Raw genomic sequence first — 21,701 nt, forward strand, 5'->3', positions numbered from 1 at the left:
CCAGAAGCGGACGGGCCTCTATAGCTTGGGGGATCTACGAAACCTGGGGCGAGACACAGGGCTGCTAGAAGCTCTCTTTTCTGAGGTTGGCTTCTATATCTTCATATTTCCCATGGCGCTCGTAGCTTTTAGCAATTCCCTCCAACATTGTTGCAACATTGGGATGAGAGAATTGGACTCGCCTCGCTTGATCACGGAAGTATGTTGCCAACGTCCGTTCTTGATCCCCCCCATCCCAAGGTGATCGGCTGGTAACACCCCGCTTATTCGATGTACCAATGCAGAATCCGCTCCTCATTTCCTCTAGTTCAGGACTATCAAGTAGCTCTCTTACGAGAGTAAAAGGCCAAGTACCGTCTTCATCTGTAGGGGCATGAGCAAGGATTTGTCCCAGTGTTTGATCGCACATGGTTGGTCGATCAGCATGGCTGCACAAATCACGCGTTTCTTTAATGAACTTTAAAAAAATATCCCCGTTAATACTTCCATCCGGCTGAGTTCCTGGTAGGCGCTTGCAAGAGTGCAGGATATTCCATGCTCGTTCTGCAGCCGCCTTAGATGCTTCAGTCGGCTCTTCTCTGTCTCCATGTTCTGGTTTGTACAGTAAACAAATTAACTCTTTGAAGAGTTCTGGCTCTGACATGATTCCTTCGTACAAAGCATTGGCTTTGACCTCACCTCCGTATTGAAGAAACGGAAACAACCCAAACTCAAGATGTATTAGTGCCATCTTGTCAATTTCACCGGAATCCTCCAGCCGTTCTAACATGTCCTCTAGGTGCCAAGACTCCAGTTTTAAGTCCTCCTCCAACTCTCCATGTAGTAGTTGCTGAAGAGCTGAAAAAAGCTGGGTAGGGGCAGTTTGTTCGAGGGAGTATTGGCAGTATTTAAGCGCGCTCAGTGGTCGTTTGGCCTCCAAGAGGCGCTCCAACACAAACTCCAGATCCGTTTCGTTACCTCGGTGATAAAGGCGCACAGCCTGCCAGTAGGCTGCAGAAACCTCCGGGCCACATGCCTCGACTAGCTGCCAGGTTTCCTGATTTGGTATCGCCAAAGTCAAGAACCGGGCTAACTTTTCAGGCCGCCATCCGTCCTGTTTACTTAGTCCAATTACCGCTTGAAGAAGCTCACCCGAAGCCGGGGCAGGGAGTGTCTGAAGAAAGCCTGCAATACATAGCCCCATGGGCATGCCAGTAGAGAAATATTCGCCCTTCGTTGTAATCCACTCTGGCCAGAAAATATCGTCCCAGACAACCTGGGCCAATGTGGCCCCGACAGTGCTGGGATCAGCGCACACCTCAACTAGGTTCTCAATGCCTACCATGCGTTGAGCCTGATAAATCTCGGTTAATGCCGAAACTCGCCTTTGAGTTATGGCATTACCGCGCTCGCAAGGGTCGTCGTCACGATCGCGGCTAGGTAACTCCGGCCAATAGCTGTCGAAAAGCCAGCGATGGCGAGCGACCAAGCCCTGTGGGGCAAGTAGCTCGTAGCATTCTTCTGCGGGCGACAACCATTCATTCAACTCGTTAGCTGGTGCGTCGTCGTAGTTACGATGCCAATGAACAATCTGTCGAAGCGCAAGCCGTATAATTTCCCGATCTTCATCTCTCGCTGTTGGCAGGGTGAAGGGCTCAATCAGCGCCAGCACCCTGGGTAGCTCCTCTCTATCTCTAAGTGTGGTTTTTTGCAGCAAAGAGACGATTCGAGGAGCGTTGCCTTCACTCAGTTGAAGTAGCTTTCCTCTGGCGAAATCCAACATTTCATGCATTTCATCGTAAGTAACGCCACGGCCGGCCCCGGCATCGTCTTCACGCCACTTTGGTCGGTGGGCGGGGAAGGCCATCTGTGGGCCGCCTGCAGCAATCTTTCTCAAAACCCGAAAAGCGGCTTCAGCATCCCTATCAATCAGTAAATTGAGCACTTTGATACGCTCCGGCAAGCTAGCCGCGGTTTGCGGCAGCCAGGAGCGAAAAAGACCGAACAAACTCCCGCTAGGCTTATTACCCCAGTTTCCTTTTATTGGGACATGGCTCAGCTGGGCCAGAATGAGGGCCACTGGGACCAAACGTCGCGGAGCCCAGCCGAGGGTTTCCAATGCCCAAAGCAAGCCGGAGTGCCAGCAGCGTCCGCCAAACCCAGAATCACTAGTTTCGGTAATAAGTCTTGTCACTGGTCTATCGGGCATCCGCAAACTGTTCTGTGCGGCACGCAGAAACGCATCTGGGGCAGCTTCTGCAAGGGTGGGCAGATAGGAGGCTAACGAGAGCCAGCGTTGGCCATCGGCCTTATCAAGCAACTCATGAATCAACCCTGATACGTGCTCTTCTATGTGTAGTGCCTGGAGTCCCACTTGTTCTGAGCCGCGCACAGCTAGTTTCATGAGTGAGTCGCAAACTGACTCAAACAACAGTTCCGAGTAGGGATGAACCTTGCCGTGGACTTGTGCCATCCATCGTTCTTCTTCTGGTAACTCCAGCTGAGGATCGGGTGCCGAGAGCATTTCTCGCGCAATGGCAAAAAAACGATTCAGTTGGCTGCTAGTGATTCGACCACCACATTGGTCAAGCAATTCCAGCGGTGATTTTGCTTTCCATACTGAGCCAATATTCAGCAGCGGGGCATCATCAAGTCGGGCTAGTTGGCGTAAGTCGCACTCGATTTCTTCATAGGTGCGGGCGGCCAGCCGCTCGACTACTTGTCGATCTGCAGCATTGCCTGCATGCCATGCTCCAAGCAGGCAAAGCAGGGGCAGGCTGACCGACTGTGAGGTAACCAGCCAAGCGGGCTGCTGGATTGCCGGGTTTATGGCTCTTTGTCTACGAAGTACGGTCCAGGAGCGTCCGGTGCTTAGGGCATAACGTTTGGCATCGGATTCCTCCATGCCGATAGCGATGAGGGCTTTCTCGAACTCGTAGATGTTCGGTCTCTCCAAGACCAGTTCATCACCCTCCGGCTTGCCGACTAAGTCGCCCGTGGCGTGGGGCACGATCACCCGCAAATTTTCGCGCAATATTGGATTAAGGGCTGTCTCAGTCCTTGCCGCGATGGCAATGCGCAGTTGCGTATTCGCTTCAACATAACGCCATCCCTGAGGTTCGGTCACTACAATGGCATGGTCTTGCGAGGCCATTAATACCGCCACCGCAAAGGCTACGGCTTCTTCCACGCTGTCAGCACGTATCACCAGCGGAGGGATTGATCCCGACGAGGTATTTGTCTTCTGGATTTTTTCACCCAGAGCGTCAAACACTTGAGTGCGGTCCATAAATAGGGCTTGGGGAGTGATGGGCGGGCTGCATTGTCGTGCCCACGAATCCCAGTAACGGGATAGGCTTACAACACCCCCACCACTCAATCCCAGCTCTTCGGCAAACTGCAAAGCCACTGCCGGGCTTTGCTCCAGCCACTGCTCCAGATCGTCTGCATCATAGGCCCGGACACCCGCCCATTCGCCTTTGCTGCACTTTTCTGCTATCCAGTCGAGTTTTTTTGTCCAGCGTCGAGGAGTGACAAAGACAAATGTGCATGCCAAGCGTTCTGCTTCGCATATTTGATCAGTCCGTTTTTGGTAGTCGCTGTTAGCTTTGCCGAGCACATTTTGATCGCAACCGATTTCCCAACGGGATGCGCCTGACGGCACCCAGGCATTACCCCTCTCACTGAAAAGAGCACCGTCCCAGCCAGGTACATAGGTGGAATCACCTGCGGGGAATGAAAGTTGGCGGGTCGTTTCGGGCTCGAAGCAAAGCCGCCTGACCCAGCGCGGCAGATCAGTTTGCGCTTCCTTGGTCTGAGTACTTGCCCAGTTGACAATATGGGAGGCTGTAACTCGCATACTTCACCTCAGAAAAATGGAGCTCCGTCATCCCAACCGACTCATGATTGGGGAAAGGCTAATTGATGGCTTATTTATGGAATAAAAGCATTGTAAAAGCCAAGGCGTCGCCCGGAAACGCGACCCTCAATTACGGTAAGCCGGGATGGAGAGTTACGATGCGGATAGAGGTCTGATCATGGGGCCCGCGTTACAGCCTTGTACCGCTGATCGGCCCCGCGGAACAGCATTGTCTTGGACAGAGTTCGATGAATATATCTGGCTCCGCCGAAAGCGGAAGGTGAACGAAGCTTTTGTGGAGGAGGCCGGGTGGCGATCTGCTTTAGCCTCGATCTTTGCCTGGCTAGGCGCAAGAGCTTGGGCTAAAGCCCCTCCCACGATCGTGAACGGCCCGCTACCGCCACATTGGCGGCTATCGACCTCTGCCTCAACTCCAACTCAGGATCGGCCAACCCTCGCGCTCGGCATGTTCGCGCAGCACCGGGTCGGGGTTCACCGCGTGGGGTTTGTCGACCCGCTGCAGCAGCGGCAGGTCGTTGCGCGAGTCGGAGTAGAAGTAGGCGCCGTCCAGGCTTTCGCCTTGTTCTTCCAGCCAGGCATGCAGGCGGGTGACCTTGCCTTCGCGGTAGGTCAGCACGCCCTCGGTCTTACCGCTGTAATGGCCGTATTCCTCGTGCAGGTCGATGGCCAGCACCTCATCGACTTTCAGGCGTTCGGCGATGGCGCTGACCAGAAAATGCGCCGAGGCGGAGATGATCAGGATGCGGTCGCCGGCCTCTCGGTGGGTGGCCAGGCAGCGGGTGGCGTCGCTGAAGAAGATCGGCTCGATCACGTCTTCCACGAACGGCTCGACCACGAAGGCGACTTCCTCCGGCGTGCGGCCCACCAGCGGCGACAGGCTGAAGGTCATGTAGTCCTCCATGGCCAGCTTGCCTTCGGCGTACGCCGCCATCAGCTGGTGATCCTTGGCGATAAAGCTCTCGCCGTCGACCCAGCCCAGTGTGGCCATGTGCTCGCTCCACAGGCTGGCGCAGTCGCCGTTGATCAGGGTTTCGTCGAGATCGAAAATTGCCAAAGCCATCAAGCTACCTCTTTTACGGCGCTAGCCGCGATATCCAGTGAGATGGGGTGGCCGTTGGCGTGCAGGTCGTCGGCGCTGCGGTTGAGCACGTCGACCAGCAGTTTCACGCCGCCGGCGTCCACCCGGTAGCGGATGATATTACCGAGCAGGGCGTGGCTGCGAATGATTGCGCTGATCGGGCCCTGGCCGAGCACGATGGCTTCCGGGCGAATCGCCACCTGGCTGCTCACCGGGCGGCCGAGCAGGCGGCTGGCGGTGGGCGCGTCGAGCAGGTTGTAGTTGCCGATGAAACCGGCGGCGAAGGCGTCGGCCGGCGCGGTGTAAAGGGTTTCCGCGTCGCCGCTCTGGACGATGCGCCCGGCGTTCATCAGAAAGATGCGGTCGCTCATCACCAGCGCTTCTTCCTGATCGTGGGTGACGAAAATCGTCGTCAGGCCAAGCTCCTGCTGGATGCTGCGGATCTGCTCGCGCAGGTGCTTGCGGATGCGCGCATCGAGGGCCGACAGCGGCTCGTCGAGCAGCAGCAGGCGCGGGCGGGTGACCAGCGAGCGGGCAAGGGCTACGCGCTGGCACTGGCCGCCGGACAGCTGATGCGGGTAGCGCCCGGCGAAGTCGCCCAGCTCGACCATCGCCAGGGCTTCCTGCACGCGGGCGGCGGATTCTTCCTTGCCGACCTTCTGCATGCGCAGGCCGAAGGCGACGTTCTGCGCGGCGGTCATGTTGGGGAACAGCGCGTAGCTCTGGAACACCATGCCGATGCCGCGCTTCTGTGGCGCGAGCGGCACCAGGTCTTCGCCGCCGAGCAGGATCCTGCCGCCGTTGACCTCGGTAAGGCCGGCGATGCAGCGCAGCAGGGTGGATTTGCCGCAGCCCGACGGGCCGAGCAGGGTGACGAATTCGCCTTGCTGAATCTCGGCGTTGATGTCGCTGAAGATCGCGGTGCCGCCGTAGCTTTTGTGCAGGTTCTGGATGCTCAGGAAACTCATGCCTTGTCCCTGTTCAGTCGATTGGCCGCCCAGGTGAACACCAGGACGAAAAAGAAGTAGGAGATCACCAGGGCGCTGTTGAAGTGGCCGCTGCTGTTCTTCATGTTGTTGAGGTACACCTGCAGGGTTTCGTAGCGCGTGCCGACCAAGAGGTTGGCGAACACGAATTCGCCGAACAGGAAGCTGAACGACAGGAACAGCGAGACCATCAGGCCCTTGCGCAGGTTGGGCAGCACCACCAGAAAGGCGGCCTTCCAGGTGCTGGCGCCAAGCAGGTGGGCGGCGTCCATCAGGTCGCGCAGGTTGATGGCCTGCAGGTTGTTGGTGATTGCCCGGTACATGAATGGCAGGGCGATGGTGAAGTAGCAGCCGATCAGGATCCACGGCGTGCCGACCATCGCCAGCGGGCCGGAGCCATACAGCTGCAACAGGCCAACGGCGGACACCACCGGCGGCACGGCGAACGGCAGCAGGATCAGCACGTTCATCACCGCGTCGAGTTTCGGGAAGTGGTAATGCACCACGAACAGCAGCGGCAGGATCAGCAGCACCGACAGTGCCAGGGCGCCGAAGCAGACCAGCAGCGACTGGCCGAACGCTTTTAGAAAGCGCGGCTCGCCCCACAGCTGCAGGTACCACTTGAAGGTCAGGCCATCCGGCAGGATGGTCGCCGACCAGCTGGTGGCCAGGGAGTAGAGCAGGGTGCCGGCCAGGGGCAGCAGCAGAATCAGGAACAGCAGCCAGACCACAAGGCGGTGGTAAAGGCTTGCTGCTGGAGCGTCAGCGCGGGACATGGTAGCTCCTCCTCAGCAGCAACTGATGGACGAGGGTGATCGCCGCCATCAGACCGACCAGAATCATCGCCAGGGCGCTGGCCATGTGCGGGTCGAGGGAAATGTCCCCGGAAATCATCGCGGCGATACGGATCGGCAGCACGTTGAAGTTGCCGGTGGTCAGGTAATACACCGTGGCGTAGGCGCCCAGGGCATTGGCCAGCAGGATCACGAAGGTGCCGAGCAGCGCCGGCGTGAGTACCGGCAGGCCGATATGCCGCCAGAACGCCCAGGTGCCGGCGCCGAGCAGCGCGGCCGACTCGCGCCAGTCCTGGCGCAGGGCATCGAAGGCCGGGTAGAGCAGCAGCACGCCGAGGGGAATCTGGAAGTAGGTGTAGAGCACGATCAGGCCGTTCTTGGAATACAGGTTGAAGCTGTCGATCAGCCCGGCCTGGATCAGCAGCAGGGTCAGCGCGCCGTTGAAACCGAGCAGGATGATGAAGGCGAAGGCCAGGGGCACGCCGGCGAAGTTGCTGGTCATGTTGGAAAAGGCGATCACGAAGTCGCGCAGTTTCGAGTCCACCTGGCGCAGCGAGTAGCTGCCGATGATGGCGATGAGCATGCCGAACACGCTCGACCAGAAGGCGATCTGCAGGCTGTGCTTGACCGCCTGCATGTAGAACTTGGAGGCGAAGGCCTTCTCGAAATTGCCCAGGCCCCAGCCATCCGGCGTGTTCAGGCTGTTGAGCGCGACCCACGCCAATGGCGCGATCTGAAAGGCGATAAAGAACACCGCGAAGGGCAGCAGGCACAGCAGGGCCAGCCATTTGCCCCTGGGTCTGTGGGTGGCGCTCATCGCAGCAGCTCCCGGCACGAGGGTTTGTCATGGGGCACGCCGAGCAGCTCGCAGACCGTGCCGCACAGCTCCAGTTGCTTCGGCGCGGCAGCCTCGCTGAGGCTGAAGGCCTCGCCGAGCACGAACAGCGGCACTTCGCGCTCTTCGGCCAGCAGGCCGTTGTGGGAGCGGTCGTCGTTCATGCCGTGGTCGGCGGTCACCAGCACCTGGTAGCCGGCGTCCAGCCAGCCTTGCAGGTAGTTGGCGAGCAGAATGTCGGCGACCCGCGCGGCATTGCGGTAACCGCTGCTGTTCAGCCCGTGCTTGTGGCCGGCATCGTCGATGTTCATCGGGTGCACCAGCAGAAAATCCGGCGCATGCGCCAGGCGCAGGCTCTCGGCATCGTCGAACAGGTGCGAATCCGGATAATGATCGGCGTAGTAGAAGTGCCCGTGCTGGATCGGCAGTTCGGCATCGCTGGTATGCCGGTCGCGTGCCGCCACGAAGGGCGCGCGGTTGTACAGCTCACTTATCCAGTGGTAGGCAGCCGCCGCCGTGCTCAGCCCGGCGGCGCGGGCGTAATGGAACACGCTGCGCTCGCTGCTCAGGCGCACCACGTTGTTGTGCACCACGCCGCTGTCGATGGGCGTCACGCCGGTAAGAATGCACTCGTAGAGCGGCCGCGACAGTGACGGCAGTTCGCACTCGAGTTTGTACAGCGCAGCACGGCCAGCGGCGCGATAGGCCTGCAGGTGGCCGAGTGCATGCCGGGCGACCTCGAAATTGAGGCCGTCGAGAATGACGAGGATGACCTTGGACGGCATGGGTGATCCTGGAGGAGTAGGGTGGATGACGCTCTTTTCATCCACCGCTGGGATATCAAAATGGTGGACGGAGCGTCAGCTACGCGCCCCGATCCACCCTACGAGGCTGCAGGCTGGATCACTCCATATTGATGATCACGTTTTCCTGCCACTGCTGCGGCAATGCCTTGGAGGTCGCTTCCCAGGCGGCGGCATCCTTGATCGGCTTGACCTTGGCGTACTGCTCGTTGGGCAGCAGCTTGGCCTGCACGTCGGCCGGCAGGGTCAGGTGCTCGGCGCGGATCGGCCGGGCATTGCCCTTGGCCAGGTTGATCTGCCCGGCGTCGCTGAAGATGTACTCGCGGGCCAGCTTGGCGGCGTTGGGGTGCTTGGCGTATTTGTTGATGATGGTGGTGTAGCCGGAGATCACCGAGCCATCGGAGGGGATCAGCACCTCGAAGCGGCTCGGGTCGATCTGGTCGCGGTAGGAAAGGCCGTTGAAGTCCCAGACGATGCCGACTTCCACTTCGCCTTTTTCCAGGGTCTGGATGGTCGGGTTGGCCAGCGACAGGCGACCCTGCTCGGCGATCTCGGCGAAGAAGTCCAGGCCCGGCTGGATGTTCTTCTCGTCGCCGCCATTGGCGATGGCCGCCGCCAGCACCCCATTGACCGCCTGGGCGGCCGCGCTGACGTCGCCGATGGCCACGCGGTACTTGCCGGTTTTCAGGTCGGCCCAACTTTTCGGCACGTCCTTGACCAGTTGCTTGTTGACGATAAAGGCGATCGAGCCGGTGTAGGCGAGCGCCCAGTGGCCGTCCTTGTCCTTGGCCCACTCGGGAATCTGCTCCCAGGTGCTGGGCTTGTAGGGCTGGGTCACGCCCTGTTGCACGGCGATGGGGCCGAAGGCGGCACCGACGTCACCGATGTCGGCGCTGGCGTTGTCCTTCTCGGCGGCGAACTTGGCGATTTCCTGGGCCGAACTCATGTCGGTGTCCATGTGCTTGAGGCCGTACTTGTCGCTCAGGTCCTGCCAGGTGTCCTTCCAGTTGGCCCAACTGTCCGGCATGCCGACGCTGTTCACGGCGCCTTCTTTGCGTGCGGCCTGTTCCAGTGCAGTCAAATCCGTGTTGGCGGCCATGGCGTGGGAAGCCAGAGCGATGGCGCTGCCCATCAGCGATGCCAGTAGCAGTTGTTTCATTGGAAACTCCTTTGCGATGCGAGGTTGGTCTAGATCAGCAAGAGCCAAGCCAATGTAGGCGCTGCCAATGACAGTTTTGTGTCGACGAGGTCGGTTACCTATCACTGGCGTTGCGCTTAGAGAGCGTAGACCAGCCCAAGGCATTGAATTGCCTGGCATGGCCCCTGCTTGCAGCCTGGCTGTCATCTGCCGGTCATGGTGCTTGCCTAGCCTGGGCGGCAAGAGGTGCGGCGTAGAGATGGCCGCAACATGCCCCGTGATGGGGCTGGTCTAGTCCAAAAGGAATCAGGGTGATGCGCGATGACACGCCGCGGGCCGTTACCACCATCTGCCGCGCGTTGCAGGAACAGATCGAACACGGCCTGCTGCCCGCCGGCTGCAAGCTGCCGGCCGAGCGCCGCCTGAGCGATCTGTTCGACACCACGCGGATCACCCTGCGCGAGGCACTGGGGCAGCTGGAAGCCCAGGGGCTGGTGTACCGCGAGGAACGCCGCGGCTGGTTCGTGTCGCCGGCGCGGGTGGCCTACAACCCGTCGGTGCGCACCCACTTCCACGCCATGGTCGCCGAGCAGGGGCGGGTGCCGGCCACCGAGGTGCTGAGCGCCCGGCTGATCCCCGCCAACGCGCAGATCTGCCAGGTGCTGGGCCTGTCGGGGCTGTCGAGCGTCTACCAGATCCGCCGTGCGCGGCGCATCGACGGGCGCCTGGTGCTGTACGTCGAGCATTACCTCAACCCGAGTTACTTTCCCGGCATTCTCGACTATGACCTGACCCGCTCGCTCACCGAGTTGTACGCCAGCGCATACGACATACGCTACGGCCGCGTGCGCTTCGACATGGTGCCCACGGCGCTGCACGCCGATGCCGCCGCCGCGCTCAAGGTCGCCGCCGGCAGCCCGGCGCTGAGCATCACCCGGGTCAACCGCGATCAGCACGGCCGGCTGATCGACTGCGACCTCGAGTACTGGCGCCATGATGCGATTCATATCAGCGTGGAGGTACCGGAGTAAGGGCGGTAAGTGGCGGAGCAGAGACCGGCGCAGTTCGTAGGGTGGACGACGCTTCACCTACGCGGCCCGACCCGTCCACCGCTCTGCGATTGCAATGGTGGATGAAAAGAGCGTCATCCACCCTACGTAGCGAACGGCCGCTTCTGCCTTGAAGCTGCCGCTACCCACGTTCGTAAACAGCAATCGCTGATCGCTCTGAAGACCGGCCGTCGCCCATCCAGCCAGCACCTTTCCGGGCATATTGTTCAGCCGCCAGGCCGTGCGTAGAATCGCCGCCGCAGGCCATCCCATACCTATAATTTTCCGCTCTCCGCATCCGCCACTCCCCGCTTTCATCGCTTCGGGAGTGCGAGCTGCCGTGTGCGTGTTCGTCGTGTATGGGTTCTACATTTTCTTGTTCGCTTCTACCGCGCTCGTTGCCATCCGGCCTCGGGCGAATGGCCGTTGTAGTCAGCGTTCCCCCAAAGGCGGATATCAGCCGAATGAACACACCGGAAAGAGCGCACGGCGGCAGCTGGCTGAGCGTGATCGCCTTGGCGCTCGGCGCCTTCATCTTTAATACCACCGAGTTCGTGCCGGTCGGCTTGCTGAGCCAGATCGGCCATAGCTTCGAGATGACCACCGCCAGCGTCGGCCTGATGCTGACCATCTACGCCTGGGTGGTGGCCCTGGCTTCGCTGCCGCTGATGCTGCTGACCCGCAATATCGAGCGGCGCAAGCTGCTGGCCTTCGTGTTCGTGCTGTTCATCGCCAGCCATGTGCTGTCCGGCGTCGCCTGGAACTTTACCGTGCTGGTGGTCAGCCGCATCGGCATCGCCCTGGCCCATGCGCTGTTCTGGGCGATCACCGCGTCCCTGGCGGTGCGGGTGGCGCCTGAAGGCAAGCAGGCCCAGGCCCTCGGCCTGCTGGCGACCGGCAGCGCCCTGGCCATGGTGCTGGGTATTCCCCTGGGCCGGGTGATCGGCGAGGTGCTGGGCTGGCGCACCACCTTCACCACCATCGCCGTGGTGGCCGGTGTGGTGGTGCTCTGTCTGATCAAGAGCCTGCCACTGCTGCCGAGCCAGAACTCCGGTTCGCTGCGCAGCCTGCCGGTGCTGTTCAAGCGCCCGGCGCTCGTCACCGTGTACGTGCTGACCGCCCTGGTGATCACCGCCCACTTCACCGCGTACACCTACATCGAGCCGTTCGCGCTGGAAGTCGCCGGCATCGCGGCGGATATGGTCACCGTGCTGCTGTTGCTGTTCGGCTGTGCGGGGATCATCGGTTCGATCCTGTTCAGCCGCTACAGCACGCGCTTCCCACGTGGGTTCGTGATCACTGCGATCGGCACCCTGAGCCTGTGCATGCTGCTCCTGCTGCCAGTGGCCCGCGAGCACGCCTTGCTGGCCACTCTGAGCGTGATCTGGGGAGTTGCGATGATGTGTTTCGGGCTGGCACTGCAGGCCAAGGTGCTGAACCTGGCATCGGACGCCACCGACGTGGCCATGGCGCTGTTCTCGGGCATCTTCAACGTCGGTATCGGCGGTGGCGCCTTGCTCGGCAGCCTGGTGAGCAGCCAATTGGGCGTGGCCCATGTGGGCATCGTCGGCGGCCTGCTGGGCATCGCCGGCCTGCTGCTGTGCGGGGTGACCACCTACCGCTTTTCCCGGCCGCTCAAGCCGCAGCCGCTGTAATTGCAACAGCAGCAGATTTCAGGTCTGCCGGTTTAGCCATTCTTCGCGGCTGAGCGCCCAGGTCTGGGAAGGCAACCGTCCGCACACGTAATGGCTCTCGCCGGTTGCCACCAGGCGCATACCTTCACGCTCGGAGAGGCGCCGCGAGGCGATGTTTTCCACCGCCTTGGGCACCTGCATTTCCGGCCGTTGCAGCACCTCGAACCAGTAGCGGTTGACCGCCACGCAGGCCTCGCTCATCAGGCCATGACGCTGCCAGGCTGGCGCTATCCAGAAGCCGCGATTGTTGCCGGGCGTATCCATCAGGCTGACCACGCCGATCACCCGCTCGGGCTCGGCAATGGGCCGCAGCGTCCAGTGCCATTCCCGGCCGGCGGCCATGGCGGGCAGGGCGACATCGCGCAGGTAGCCTAGCGCACCGTCGGCCGGGTAGGGCCAGGGCACCTGGGCATTGAGGTAGCGCACCACCTCCCATTTGCCGAACAGCGGCTGGATCTGCTCGGCGTCGGCCAGTTGCAGGGGCTGCAACAGCAGGCGCGGAGTATGGAGGCTGGGAAGGGGCATCGGGGGCAGTCCATGGCGAGGCGGAGCGACCGATAGTGCCGGTCGCGGCCCCGTTTGTCATGCCGTGTCAGGCGTTCTGCAGCACGCGGGCCAGGTGCTCGCGATAGCGCTGCACGTCGCGCTCGACATCCGGGCGCTTCATCACGTCCACGCACAGGAAGGTCGGCAGGGCGCGCATGCCCAGGAACTGCTGGGACTTGTGGAAGGGGAAGTAGACCGCGTCCACGCCCTTGCCCTCGAAGAAATCGCTGGGGTCGTCGAAGGCCTGCTGCGGGGCGTTCCAGGTCAGCGACAGCATGTACTGCTTGCCGTGGATCAGGCCGCCGCTGCCGTACTTCTGCGAGGCGTCGGAGCGGGTGCGGCCATCGTTGGCGTACAGGCTGCCGTGGCCTTCGGTGAACACTTCGTCGATGTACTTCTTGACGATCCACGGCGCGCCCATCCACCAGCCCGGCATCTGGTAGATCACCACATCGGCCCAGAGGAATTTCTGCACTTCCTCAGCAACGTCGTAGCCGGCGTCGATCTCGGTGGTCTTGAACGCGATACCGGCCTGATCGAGAAAAGCAGCGGCGCTTTCGTGCAGGGTGCGGTTGAGGCGGCCATCGGAGTGGGCGAATTGCTTGCCGCCGTTGAGGAGCAGGATGTTTTTCATGGAGGTTCTCGGTAACTGATTGAATGGGCTCAGGTTACGGCCTCGCGCGCAGACGAAAAATGCCGGCAAGGGCAAATTACCTTTGACTGAAATGCATGAATGCTCCGTATTTGCCTGCGGTACGGTGCAGCAGTACCCAACAGGAGACGCCCATGTACGGTTTCATTCTTCACGCCCATACCCGCCCGGAACGCGCCGACGACTTCGAACAGCTGTTTCGCGCCTATGTCGAACCCAGTCGCGCCGAGCCTGGCTGCATCGAGTACCACATGCTGCGCGATGCCAAGGACCCTGCGCTGTTCATCTTCTTCGAGGTCTGGCAGTCCCGCGAGCACCTGGCGGTGCACACCGCCTTGCCGCATATGCGCGACTTCCATGAGCGGCGCATGGAGTATCTGCTGCGGGATTTCGAGATCCGCGAGATCGAGATGCTCAGCCCTTCGTCGGCTGCCTTGTCGTCTGGCAAGTAGGCCTGGTAGCCCTTCGCTAAGCTGCGCTGATCCGCCGGGGCTGGACAACTGCAACGGCTAACGCCATGGTCGCGTCTTTGTCTGATCGAGAGCGATAGATGTCGAGACGGGTTGTGCTGTACGTGCTGCTGACGGTTTTTCCGCTGCCTGCCGCCTTGGCCTGCGCGCCGGGCGAAACCCGGGTGTGCCTGGGCGGCTGCATCTGCGTGCCGGACCCCAACGGCGTGCTCGGGCCGATGCAGGAGCGCGCCGGCACCATCACCGCCGCCGCGCTGGAAGGCTGGATCCTGCGTTCGCGCGAATCGGCGGCGCGCCAGGGCACCCTGCCGATTCCGCCATCGATCCGCCAACAGCTGCTGCCGTTCTACGCCGCCGAACTGCTCGATGCGGTGCGCTACAAGGTGGGTGATCTGGACGAGCTGAGCGCCGCCCGCAACGTGATGCAGAACCCGGATATCCAGGCGGTCACCCTGATCGACATCATCGTGTTTCGCGATGCGCGGATGGCCGAGCAGGATGCCGCGCTGTGGGCCCACGAACTGCTGCACGTGCAGCAGTACCGGGAATGGGGCACGGCGGGCTTTGCGGCGCGCTACAGCCGCGATTTCAATGCCGTCGAGGCGCCGGCCTATCGGCGTCAGGCCGAGATCGCGCGCATCTTGCGCGAGCAGACGGGCCGTTAACGCGGCATCGGCTGCGCCGGCTGTCCGCGCAGGGCGATCACGCCGAGCACCAGGCCGGCCAGGCTCAAGGTCAGCGGGTTGAACGCCTGGGTCAGCAATGCGGGCGCGAAGACTGCCACATCCACCAGCAGCACCAGCAATGCCACCTGCGCCATGTAGAGCGGCCAGCGCTGCCGGTGCAACAGCACGATGAGCAGCCCCAGCAGCATCTCGCCCACACCCGCCAGCACAAGCAGGCCGTGGGGCAAGCCATGGGCGTCGAGCAGCTGCAGTTCGGTGGCGTCCCGCAGCAGCAGCTTGGGCACCAGCCCGTGGTAGATGAAGATCACGGCCAACGTCAGGCGCGCCAGCCGGGCGTCAGTCATGCAGGAATCGCTCGCGGTCTTCCGGGCGCGGCACCGGGCAGTGGTCGTGGCGGCCGAACAGGCGGTAGCGATTGCGGGCGATGGGGTCGTAGGCCCAGTCGCGTAGGCGGCGTGGTATCACGCGCGCCACCGTCGCCCAGCGCCAGGGTGCCGGCAGCTGACCCAGGATGGCCAGAATGGCGTCGCTGCGCTGCAGGGCCCGGTCGCCCTCGACATACACAAGGGTGTCGAAGTGATCCAGCGGCATGCCGAACCAGGCCAGAATCGCCTGGCCCTGTGGCGACTGCACGCTGCACAGCTTGAGCTTGCCGGCGCGGTCGTGGCGAATCAGAAAGCGGCTCCAGCCGTTACACAGCTTGCACACGCCATCGAACAGCACGACGCGATCACCGGCCTGCAGATGGGGTGGGTAAGCCATGGATGTGCTCCGTGCGGGTGATTGAGCCAGGGTAACGCAACCGGGTCCGTAGAGCCGGTATTTTGTCGACGTGCCACGATGCGGGCGCTGCGTGATCAGGGCTAGGCCGGGGAACCCGAGCACCGGCAGCCTCGCCGTGAAGCCTGCACTTTACCTGAGCAGCACTGCCCGTTTGACTTCGGATCCGCCCGGTCTTGCGAGCGGCATATTTTTGCTTTGCAAACTCCCGATAACCCGCTACCTACCTTCTATGCTTGATGGCAGAGCGGCCTGCAATCTTGCGGCTGGACGGCCCTCAATAAATCGGCAGGGCAGCCGATGAATTTCAACGTGATTGCCTTTTGGAGAAAGCGCATGTTCGGTAACCAGTGGAAAAAAGAATTGCAGGCCAAGGATGCCGAACTGTCGTTGCTCCGACAGCTGTATCAGGGCATCCAGACCGAGATGATCATGCTGACCATCGATGCCGATTTTCGGATCATCGATTCCAATGCCAACTTCTCGCGGTTCGTGGGCTATGGGCCCGAGCAGCTGGTCAATCGGCCGATGAGCGACATCGTGCCGGCGTACGTGAAGAACCTGCCGTGTTTCAAGAACTTGAGCGAGGCCATTCGCACCGGGCACTCGGTGCGTGATCGCTATCGGTTTCTGCGTGCCGACGGCGCACTGGTGTGGCTGCAGGCCTGCTGGCAGCCGGTGGTCGATGAGCGTGGTGCGATACGCCGCGTTCAGTGCTTCGGTAGCGAGATCACCGAAACCATGAACCGCGCCCGGGAAAACGAGGATTTCATCAACGCCCTGCTGCGTTCCACCGCGGTGATCGAGTTCGATCTCAGTGGCCACGTGCTGACCGCCAATGACCAGTTCCTGCACGGCATGGGCTACAGCCTGGAGCGCATCAAGGGCAAGCACCACAGCATGTTCTGCGACCCGCAGGAAACCCACTCGCCCGACTACAAGCAGTTCTGGGAACGCCTGAACCGTGGCGAGTTCGTGGCCGGCCGCTTCAAGCGCGTCGACAGCCACGGCCACGTGGTGTGGCTGGAGGCGACCTACAACCCGGTGCACGACACCCAGGACAAACTCTACAAGGTGGTGAAGTTCGCCACCGTGATCACCGACCAGGTCAACCGCGAAGACGAGGTCAACGAGGCAGCGGGAATCGCCTACGGCATTTCCCAGCAGACCGACACCACCGCCCAGCGCGGTGCCCAGGTGGTCACCGATACGGTGCAGACCATGCAGCGCATCTCCGAACAGATGGGCTCGGCCTCCGAGGGTATCGAGGCACTGGGCAAGCAATCGGTATTGATCAGCACCATGGTGCAGACCATCGGCAGCATCGCCCAGCAGACCAACCTGCTGGCGCTCAACGCGGCGATCGAGGCCGCCCGTGCCGGTGAGCAGGGGCGCGGTTTCGCGGTGGTCGCCGACGAGGTCCGGCAGTTGGCCAGCCGCACCAGCAAGGCCACCGAGGAGATCGTCGGCGTGGTGCAGGAAAACCAGAAGCTGGTCGACGCTGCGGTGCGCGACATGGCCAGCAGCCGCCAGCAGGCCGAGGCGGGCCTGGAGCTGGCCAACCAGGCCGGCGACGTGATCGTCGAGATTCGTCAGGGCGCCAAGCAGGTGCTCGGCGCCGTGGAGCGCTTCGCCAGCCAGTTGAAATGAGGCCGGGTACGATGGCGGGTCGGCTCGCCATCGCGATCACCCCATGGGCGGCAGTCGTCGCTTCACCGTGGTCTTCTTGACGATGGCGGTGTTGGTCAGGGCATAGACGTTGATGTGGTCGAGTATCTCGTCCAGCTGTTCCATCGAGCGCACATGCAGCCGGGCGATAAAGCAGTCCTCGCCGGTGACCTTGTCGCACTCGGTGAACTGCGGCGTGGCCTGGATCTGTCGTTCCACTTCGTGCAACTGGCCGGGTAGCGGGCGAATGCGCACGATGGCCTGCAGCTGGTAGCCGAATGCGCGCGGGTCGACCTCTACGCCATAGCCTTTGAGTACCCCTTTTTCCTCAAGCTTGCGCAGCCGCTCCGCCACGCTCGGCGAGGACAGGCCGCTGATCTGCGCCAGTGCCTTGAGCGAGCGGCGCGAGTCCTCGGTCAGGGCCGCGATCAGGTGTTGGTCGATTTCATCGATCATATTGGCTCCGAAGGTAATTTCGATTTTCTGCCTTGATAGTAAAGCCAGAACGCCTTTCCTGCCTCTCCTTTGCCATGGAGTGCCATCGCGCCGCTTGCCATAATTCGTGCCTCACTGAGGGAGCACGATGATGGACAAGCAAATCCACAGAGGCACGCTGGAAATGGTCGCCGCCATGCTGATTTCCGGCACCATCGGCTGGTTCGTGCTGCTGTCCGGCCTGCCGGTTCTGGAGGTGGTGTTCTGGCGCTGCGTGTTCGGCGCCCTGACGCTGCTGGTGGTCTGCGCCATGCTGGGCTTTCTGCGCCCAGGCCTGCTCAGCCGCTATACCGCGACGCTGGCCATGGTCAGTGGGGTGGCCATCGTCGGCAACTGGTTGTTGCTGTTCGCGTCCTATTCCCGCGCCTCGATCGCCATCGGCACCGCGGTCTACAACGTGCAGCCGTTCATGCTGGTGATCCTGGCGGCGCTGTTTCTCGGCGAAAAACTGACCCTGCAGAAGCTCGCCTGGTTGTCGATCTCGTTTCTCGGCATGCTGGCCATCGTCAGCGCCCACGGCAGTACGGGGCAGGGCGGTGGCGACTACCTGGCAGGCATCGCCCTCGCCCTTGGCGCCGCCTTTCTGTACGCCGTGGCCGCCCTGATCATCAAGAAGCTCAAGGGCGTGCCACCGCATCTGATCGCGCTGATCCAGGTCAGCGTTGGCGTGCTGATGCTGGCGCCGCTGGCCGATTTCACCACGCTGCCCCAGGGCCAGCAGACCTGGGCGATCCTGCTCACTCTGGGTGTGGTGCATACCGGCGGCATGTATGTGCTGCTGTACGGCGCCATCCAGAAGCTGCCCACGGCGCTGACCGGCGCGCTGTCGTTCATCTACCCGATCGCGGCGATTGCCGTGGACTGGGTCGCCTTTGACCACCAGCTCGGTGCGTTGCAGTGGCTGGGCGTGGCGGCGATTCTGCTGGCGGCTGCGGGGATGCAGCAGGGATGGAGCTTGCGTGTGCGCTGGAGTACTGCAAGCCGGCTCAATCCGAAGCCTTGATCACCATCTTGATAAAGCGCGACGGCACCTGGATCAGTTGCTTGCCTTCCTTGTCGAGCTTGAACAGCAGGCTGTCGCCCATCAGCCAGACCACATGGACGTCTGTCAGGGAACACTGGTTATCGAAGGCCAGGGCCTTTTGCGCATCGCTGTCGCAATAGCTGCTATCCAGAATGATGCGCTCGGCCTTGTAGTTGCCCAGGCCGATGGCGCGTACGGTTTTGTCTGGCAGGGTGGTTAGCAGACCGCTGTAGAAGGCGATCAAGAGGGCGAAGAAGGTGGAGATATGTAGGGTAAAGCTCCACCCGGCCACAAAGCCTATTGCGCAAATTCCGGTAATCACACTGATCAGGATCGGTGTTCCGTAAACGACACAAGCTCTTAGCAAGTCGTTGTCCATTTGGTCGATGCCAGTGGCCGCATCACGAATGATCAGGAAGCTGGCTAACGCGACGATGGCGGTTGGGAGATAAGCCGACCACATATAGCGCAAAAAACTGTAAGTCCTCAGCTCCAGCAGCTTCTGTAATAGGAGGCCTGCGATCAGCGTGATCAGCGCAGGCATCAGAAACATCGCGTGTTGAAAGAGCGAGGTGTATGCGAATGTCACGTACATCACACAGAGCGCGCTCGCAGCGAACGGGGCGACGTACACCAGGCCAATCAGGATGCCGACGAAGCGGTAGCTCTGTTTGTCATTGGCCGGCCTGATATAACGCAGCTCTTCCTTGATGGCCGGCGAATTGACGAAGCCGTAGTGCAGCCAGGCGCCGGGCACCACTAGCAGAAGCACATAGGTGCCCACCAGTATGAAACCGAGCACCGCGGCCGCCAGCAATAACGACGAGAACTGGAACAGATCGAAGGTCGGGTAGAAACCGTGCCGGTTGAAATAGAGCAGAAAGATCGCGAAGCCGAATAACGGTGGACAGAATTTGGCAACGGGGGACGCGTAGCGGCTAAGAAAACGCTGCGAGTGATCGATCACCTGATCGATCAGCTCGTCGCTGTCCATCGAGGGTTTATCCAGCCAGCGGGTCATGCGGCTACTTCCTTGTAGGCGAGGGGAGCGGGCCCGTCTGCTGCGGTTTTAGCTGAAACGCTGAGTGCGAGGTGGGCTCAGTGCGGCGCCTGCCGGCGTGCCGTTTTCAGCAGGTCTTCCGGGCTGATATGGCCGACCACCTGGGTGGCGGCGCTGCCCGGCTGGGGCAGGTCGAGGATATGGCCTTTCATCTTGCCGATCACGTGCATCTCGCACGGCTTGCAGTCGAACTTCAGGGTCAATACCTCGTCGCCATGCACCAGCTGCATCGGCGCCACCTTGGTCTTCACGCCGGTGACGCCCTTGGCCTGCTTGGGGCACAGGTTGAAGGAGAAGCGCAGGCAGTGCTTGGTGATCATCACCGGCACTTCGCCTTCTTCTTCGTGGGCCTCGTAGGCGGCGTCGATCAGCTGCACGCCATGGCGGTGGTAGAACTCGCGGGCCTTGTGGTTGTACACGTTGGCCAGGAACGACAGGTGCGACTCGGGGTACACCGGCGGCGGGTTGCTCTCGGCCTTGCGCCCGCCACGCGGGTGCGCGGCGACCCGGGCTTCGGTCAGTGCCTCGATGGCTTCGCGGCGCAGGCTTTTCAGCTGCGAGTTGGGCACGAAGAACGCCTGGGGCGCGTCCAGCTGCACGCCCTGGGCGTGGTAGATGGTGGTGCCCAGCTGAGTGAGCAGGTCGCGCAGGCCATCGAGGGCCTGTTCCGGCTTGTTGGCGGGGCCGAAGGGGCCGGCCAGGCTGACGCTGGTGCTGATGCCTTCCTCGCTGGTGGCGGTCAGCTTCAGGCGCTCTTCACGCAGCTCGGCCTTCCACTGGATGCCGATGCGCCGCTCTGCCGAGGTCTTCTGCAGGGCCTGCTGCCAGTTGTGATCCAGGTTGCGGCTCAGTGGGTGGTTGGGGCGCAGGCGGAACATGCCGGCCGGCATTTCGTTGGGCTCGACGCGGTAGCGGTAGCGCTTCTCGCCGTCTTCCTCGAACTCTGCCTTCAGCTCGGCGATGTTGGCGCGGAAACCGACCACCTCGCGCTTGACCAGCACGTTGAGGCCGTCGCCGTTGGACAGCGGCTCATGGGTGACGGCGATCAGGTCGCGCTTGTTCACCTTCTCGACATGGCCGACGGAAAGCCCGGTAAAGGTCGGCGAGTCGAAGGCGCCGATATCCACCTTGCGCTCGGTGACGAAGTAGTCGGTGCTGCCGCGGTGGAAGGTCTTGTCCGGGTCGGGCACGAAGAAGTGCGCGGTACGGCCGCTGGAGGCACGCGCCAGGTCCGGGCGGTCTTCGAGGATGGCATCGAGCTCGCGGCGGTAATGGGCGGTGATGTTCTTCACGTAGGCCACGTCCTTGTAGCGCCCCTCGATCTTGAACGAGCGCACGCCGGCCTCGACCAGCGCGCGCAGGTTGGCGCTCTGGTTGTTGTCCTTCATGGACAGCAGGTGTTTCTCGTAGGCGATCACGCCGCCTTTCTCATCCTTGAGGGTGTAGGGCAGGCGGCACGCCTGGGAGCAGTCGCCGCGGTTGGCGCTGCGCCCGGTCTGCGCGTGGGAGATGTTGCACTGGCCGGAGAAGGCCACGCAGAGCGCGCCGTGGATGAAGAACTCGATGGCGGCATCGGTTTCATCGGCGATGGCGCGGATTTCCTGCAGGTTCAGCTCGCGGGCCAGCACCAGCTGGGAGAAGCCGGCCTGGTCGAGAAACCTGGCGCGGCCCAGGGTGCGGATGTCGGTCTGGGTGCTGGCATGCAGCTCGATGGGCGGAATGTCCAAGTCCAGCACGCCCAGGTCCTGCACGATCAGCGCGTCCACGCCCGCGTCGTAGAGCTGGTGGATCAGCGCGCGCGCCGGCTCCAGTTCGTCGTCATGCAGGATGGTGTTGATGGTGGTGAAGATGCGCGCGTGGTAGCGGTGGGCGAACTCCACCAGCTTGGCGATATCGCTCACCTCGTTGCAGGCGTTGTGCCGGGCACCGAAGCTCGGGCCACCGATATAGACGGCGTCGGCGCCATGCAGGATGGCCTCGCGGGCGATCTCGACATCGCGGGCAGGGCTGAGCAGTTCCAGGTGGTTCTTGGGCAAGGACATGGTTTTTCTTTATAGGCAGCGAGGGGCTGCAGGCGCTGCAGC

19 protein-coding genes and 2 pseudogenes are annotated in these 21,701 nt (G+C 61.8%); 7 read left to right on the plus strand and 14 right to left on the minus strand.

Features of this window, described 5'->3' with window-relative positions; all coding sequences use genetic code 11:
* Nucleotides 1–64 precede the first annotated feature (64 nt).
* The 7 genes from K8U54_RS21015 to K8U54_RS21045 all read right to left on the minus strand — a co-directional run bounded on the left by K8U54_RS21015 (nt 65) and on the right by K8U54_RS21045 (nt 9,514).
* Nucleotides 65–3,838, minus strand: coding sequence for a hypothetical protein (locus tag K8U54_RS21015; RefSeq protein ID WP_249907623.1), 3,774 nt, complete (start codon nt 3,836–3,838; stop codon nt 65–67).
* Between the two features lie 427 nt (nt 3,839–4,265).
* Nucleotides 4,266–4,919: an HAD family hydrolase gene (locus K8U54_RS21020; protein WP_249907624.1), complete on the minus strand. Its 654-nt coding sequence runs from the start codon at nt 4,917–4,919 to the stop codon at nt 4,266–4,268.
* On the minus strand, nt 4,919–5,905 hold the full coding sequence (locus tag K8U54_RS21025) for an ABC transporter ATP-binding protein (protein WP_249907625.1): 987 nt from the start codon (nt 5,903–5,905) through the stop codon (nt 4,919–4,921). Before K8U54_RS21025 ends, K8U54_RS21020 begins: the two co-directional genes overlap by 1 nt.
* The gene (locus K8U54_RS21030; RefSeq protein ID WP_249907626.1) at nt 5,902–6,699 is read right to left on the minus strand and encodes an ABC transporter permease; all 798 of its coding nucleotides are present in this window, start codon (nt 6,697–6,699) and stop codon (nt 5,902–5,904) included. The genes K8U54_RS21025 and K8U54_RS21030 overlap by 4 nt, the downstream gene beginning before the upstream one ends.
* Nucleotides 6,686–7,534, minus strand: a complete 849-nt coding sequence (locus K8U54_RS21035) for an ABC transporter permease (protein ID WP_249907627.1) — start codon at nt 7,532–7,534, stop codon at nt 6,686–6,688. The genes K8U54_RS21030 and K8U54_RS21035 overlap by 14 nt, the downstream gene beginning before the upstream one ends.
* The gene (locus K8U54_RS21040; RefSeq protein ID WP_249907628.1) at nt 7,531–8,337 is read right to left on the minus strand and encodes an alkaline phosphatase family protein; all 807 of its coding nucleotides are present in this window, start codon (nt 8,335–8,337) and stop codon (nt 7,531–7,533) included. Before K8U54_RS21040 ends, K8U54_RS21035 begins: the two co-directional genes overlap by 4 nt.
* Nucleotides 8,338–8,455: 118 nt before the next feature.
* Entirely contained in the window at nt 8,456–9,514 is a 1,059-nt protein-coding gene (locus tag K8U54_RS21045) for an ABC transporter substrate-binding protein (protein ID WP_249907629.1), read from the minus strand.
* A gap of 293 nt (nt 9,515–9,807) precedes the next feature.
* Between K8U54_RS21045 and K8U54_RS21050 the strand changes: the two genes are divergently transcribed.
* Both K8U54_RS21050 and K8U54_RS21055 read left to right on the plus strand, forming a co-directional pair.
* Nucleotides 9,808–10,524, plus strand: coding sequence for a UTRA domain-containing protein (locus tag K8U54_RS21050; RefSeq protein WP_249907630.1), 717 nt, complete (start codon nt 9,808–9,810; stop codon nt 10,522–10,524).
* Nucleotides 10,525–11,006: 482 nt separating this feature from the next.
* Nucleotides 11,007–12,197 carry a sugar transporter gene (locus tag K8U54_RS21055; RefSeq protein WP_249907631.1) on the plus strand — a complete coding sequence of 397 codons (1,191 nt, stop codon included), beginning with the start codon at nt 11,007–11,009 and terminating at the stop codon, nt 12,195–12,197.
* An 18-nt stretch (nt 12,198–12,215) separates the two neighbouring features.
* Here the strand turns inward: K8U54_RS21055 and K8U54_RS21060 are convergent, their stop codons facing one another.
* Nucleotides 12,216–12,761: a GNAT family N-acetyltransferase gene (locus K8U54_RS21060; RefSeq protein WP_249907632.1), complete on the minus strand. Its 546-nt coding sequence runs from the start codon at nt 12,759–12,761 to the stop codon at nt 12,216–12,218.
* 67 nt (nt 12,762–12,828) lie between these two features.
* On the minus strand, nt 12,829–13,416 hold the full coding sequence (locus K8U54_RS21065) for an NAD(P)H-dependent oxidoreductase (RefSeq protein ID WP_249907633.1): 588 nt from the start codon (nt 13,414–13,416) through the stop codon (nt 12,829–12,831).
* 152 nt (nt 13,417–13,568) lie between these two features.
* Here K8U54_RS21065 and K8U54_RS21070 point away from each other — a divergent pair, with 152 nt between their 5' ends.
* Both K8U54_RS21070 and K8U54_RS21075 read left to right on the plus strand, forming a co-directional pair.
* Entirely contained in the window at nt 13,569–13,886 is a 318-nt protein-coding gene (locus tag K8U54_RS21070) for a putative quinol monooxygenase (protein WP_249907634.1), read from the plus strand.
* Nucleotides 13,887–13,984: 98 nt separating this feature from the next.
* The gene (locus K8U54_RS21075) at nt 13,985–14,569 is read left to right on the plus strand and encodes an eCIS core domain-containing protein (protein WP_249907635.1); all 585 of its coding nucleotides are present in this window, start codon (nt 13,985–13,987) and stop codon (nt 14,567–14,569) included.
* Here the strand turns inward: K8U54_RS21075 and K8U54_RS21080 are convergent.
* Together K8U54_RS21080 and K8U54_RS21085 are read right to left on the minus strand one after the other, a co-directional pair.
* Entirely contained in the window at nt 14,566–14,934 is a 369-nt protein-coding gene (locus tag K8U54_RS21080) for a DoxX-like family protein (protein ID WP_249907636.1), read from the minus strand. The two genes, K8U54_RS21075 and K8U54_RS21080, sit on opposite strands and share 4 nt — an antisense overlap.
* On the minus strand, nt 14,927–15,352 hold the full coding sequence (locus K8U54_RS21085; protein ID WP_249907637.1) for a thiol-disulfide oxidoreductase DCC family protein: 426 nt from the start codon (nt 15,350–15,352) through the stop codon (nt 14,927–14,929). Before K8U54_RS21085 ends, K8U54_RS21080 begins: the two co-directional genes overlap by 8 nt.
* A 450-nt stretch (nt 15,353–15,802) precedes the next feature.
* Between K8U54_RS21085 and K8U54_RS25465 the strand changes: the two are divergent.
* Together K8U54_RS25465 and K8U54_RS25470 are read left to right on the plus strand one after the other, a co-directional pair.
* Nucleotides 15,803–16,432 (plus strand): annotated as a pseudogene (locus K8U54_RS25465) (PAS domain-containing protein); the annotation flags it as partial.
* Nucleotides 16,433–16,588: 156 nt separating this feature from the next.
* Nucleotides 16,589–17,020: pseudogene (locus K8U54_RS25470) on the plus strand (methyl-accepting chemotaxis protein); the annotation flags it as partial.
* Between the two features lie 36 nt (nt 17,021–17,056).
* On the opposite strand, the gene K8U54_RS21095 reads toward K8U54_RS25470, so the two are convergent.
* Complete coding sequence (locus K8U54_RS21095) at nt 17,057–17,494, minus strand: Lrp/AsnC family transcriptional regulator (protein WP_249907639.1); 438 nt, start codon at nt 17,492–17,494, stop codon at nt 17,057–17,059.
* A gap of 130 nt (nt 17,495–17,624) precedes the next feature.
* Here K8U54_RS21095 and K8U54_RS21100 point away from each other — a divergent pair, with 130 nt between their 5' ends.
* A complete protein-coding gene (locus tag K8U54_RS21100) occupies nt 17,625–18,536 on the plus strand; it encodes a DMT family transporter (protein ID WP_249907640.1) in 912 nt (303 codons plus the stop codon).
* Here K8U54_RS21100 and K8U54_RS21105 read toward each other — a convergent pair.
* Both K8U54_RS21105 and K8U54_RS21110 read right to left on the minus strand, forming a co-directional pair.
* A complete protein-coding gene (locus tag K8U54_RS21105; RefSeq protein WP_249907641.1) occupies nt 18,520–19,578 on the minus strand; it encodes a hypothetical protein in 1,059 nt (352 codons plus the stop codon). The two genes, K8U54_RS21100 and K8U54_RS21105, sit on opposite strands and share 17 nt — an antisense overlap.
* Before the next feature lie 77 nt (nt 19,579–19,655).
* Complete coding sequence (locus K8U54_RS21110) at nt 19,656–21,659, minus strand: peptidase U32 family protein (protein ID WP_249907642.1); 2,004 nt, start codon at nt 21,657–21,659, stop codon at nt 19,656–19,658.
* Nucleotides 21,660–21,701: the final 42 nt, after the last annotated feature.

Source organism: Pseudomonas fulva, assembly GCF_023517795.1.
In the GTDB taxonomy this organism is placed as follows: Bacteria; Pseudomonadota; Gammaproteobacteria; order Pseudomonadales; family Pseudomonadaceae; genus Aquipseudomonas; species Aquipseudomonas fulva_D.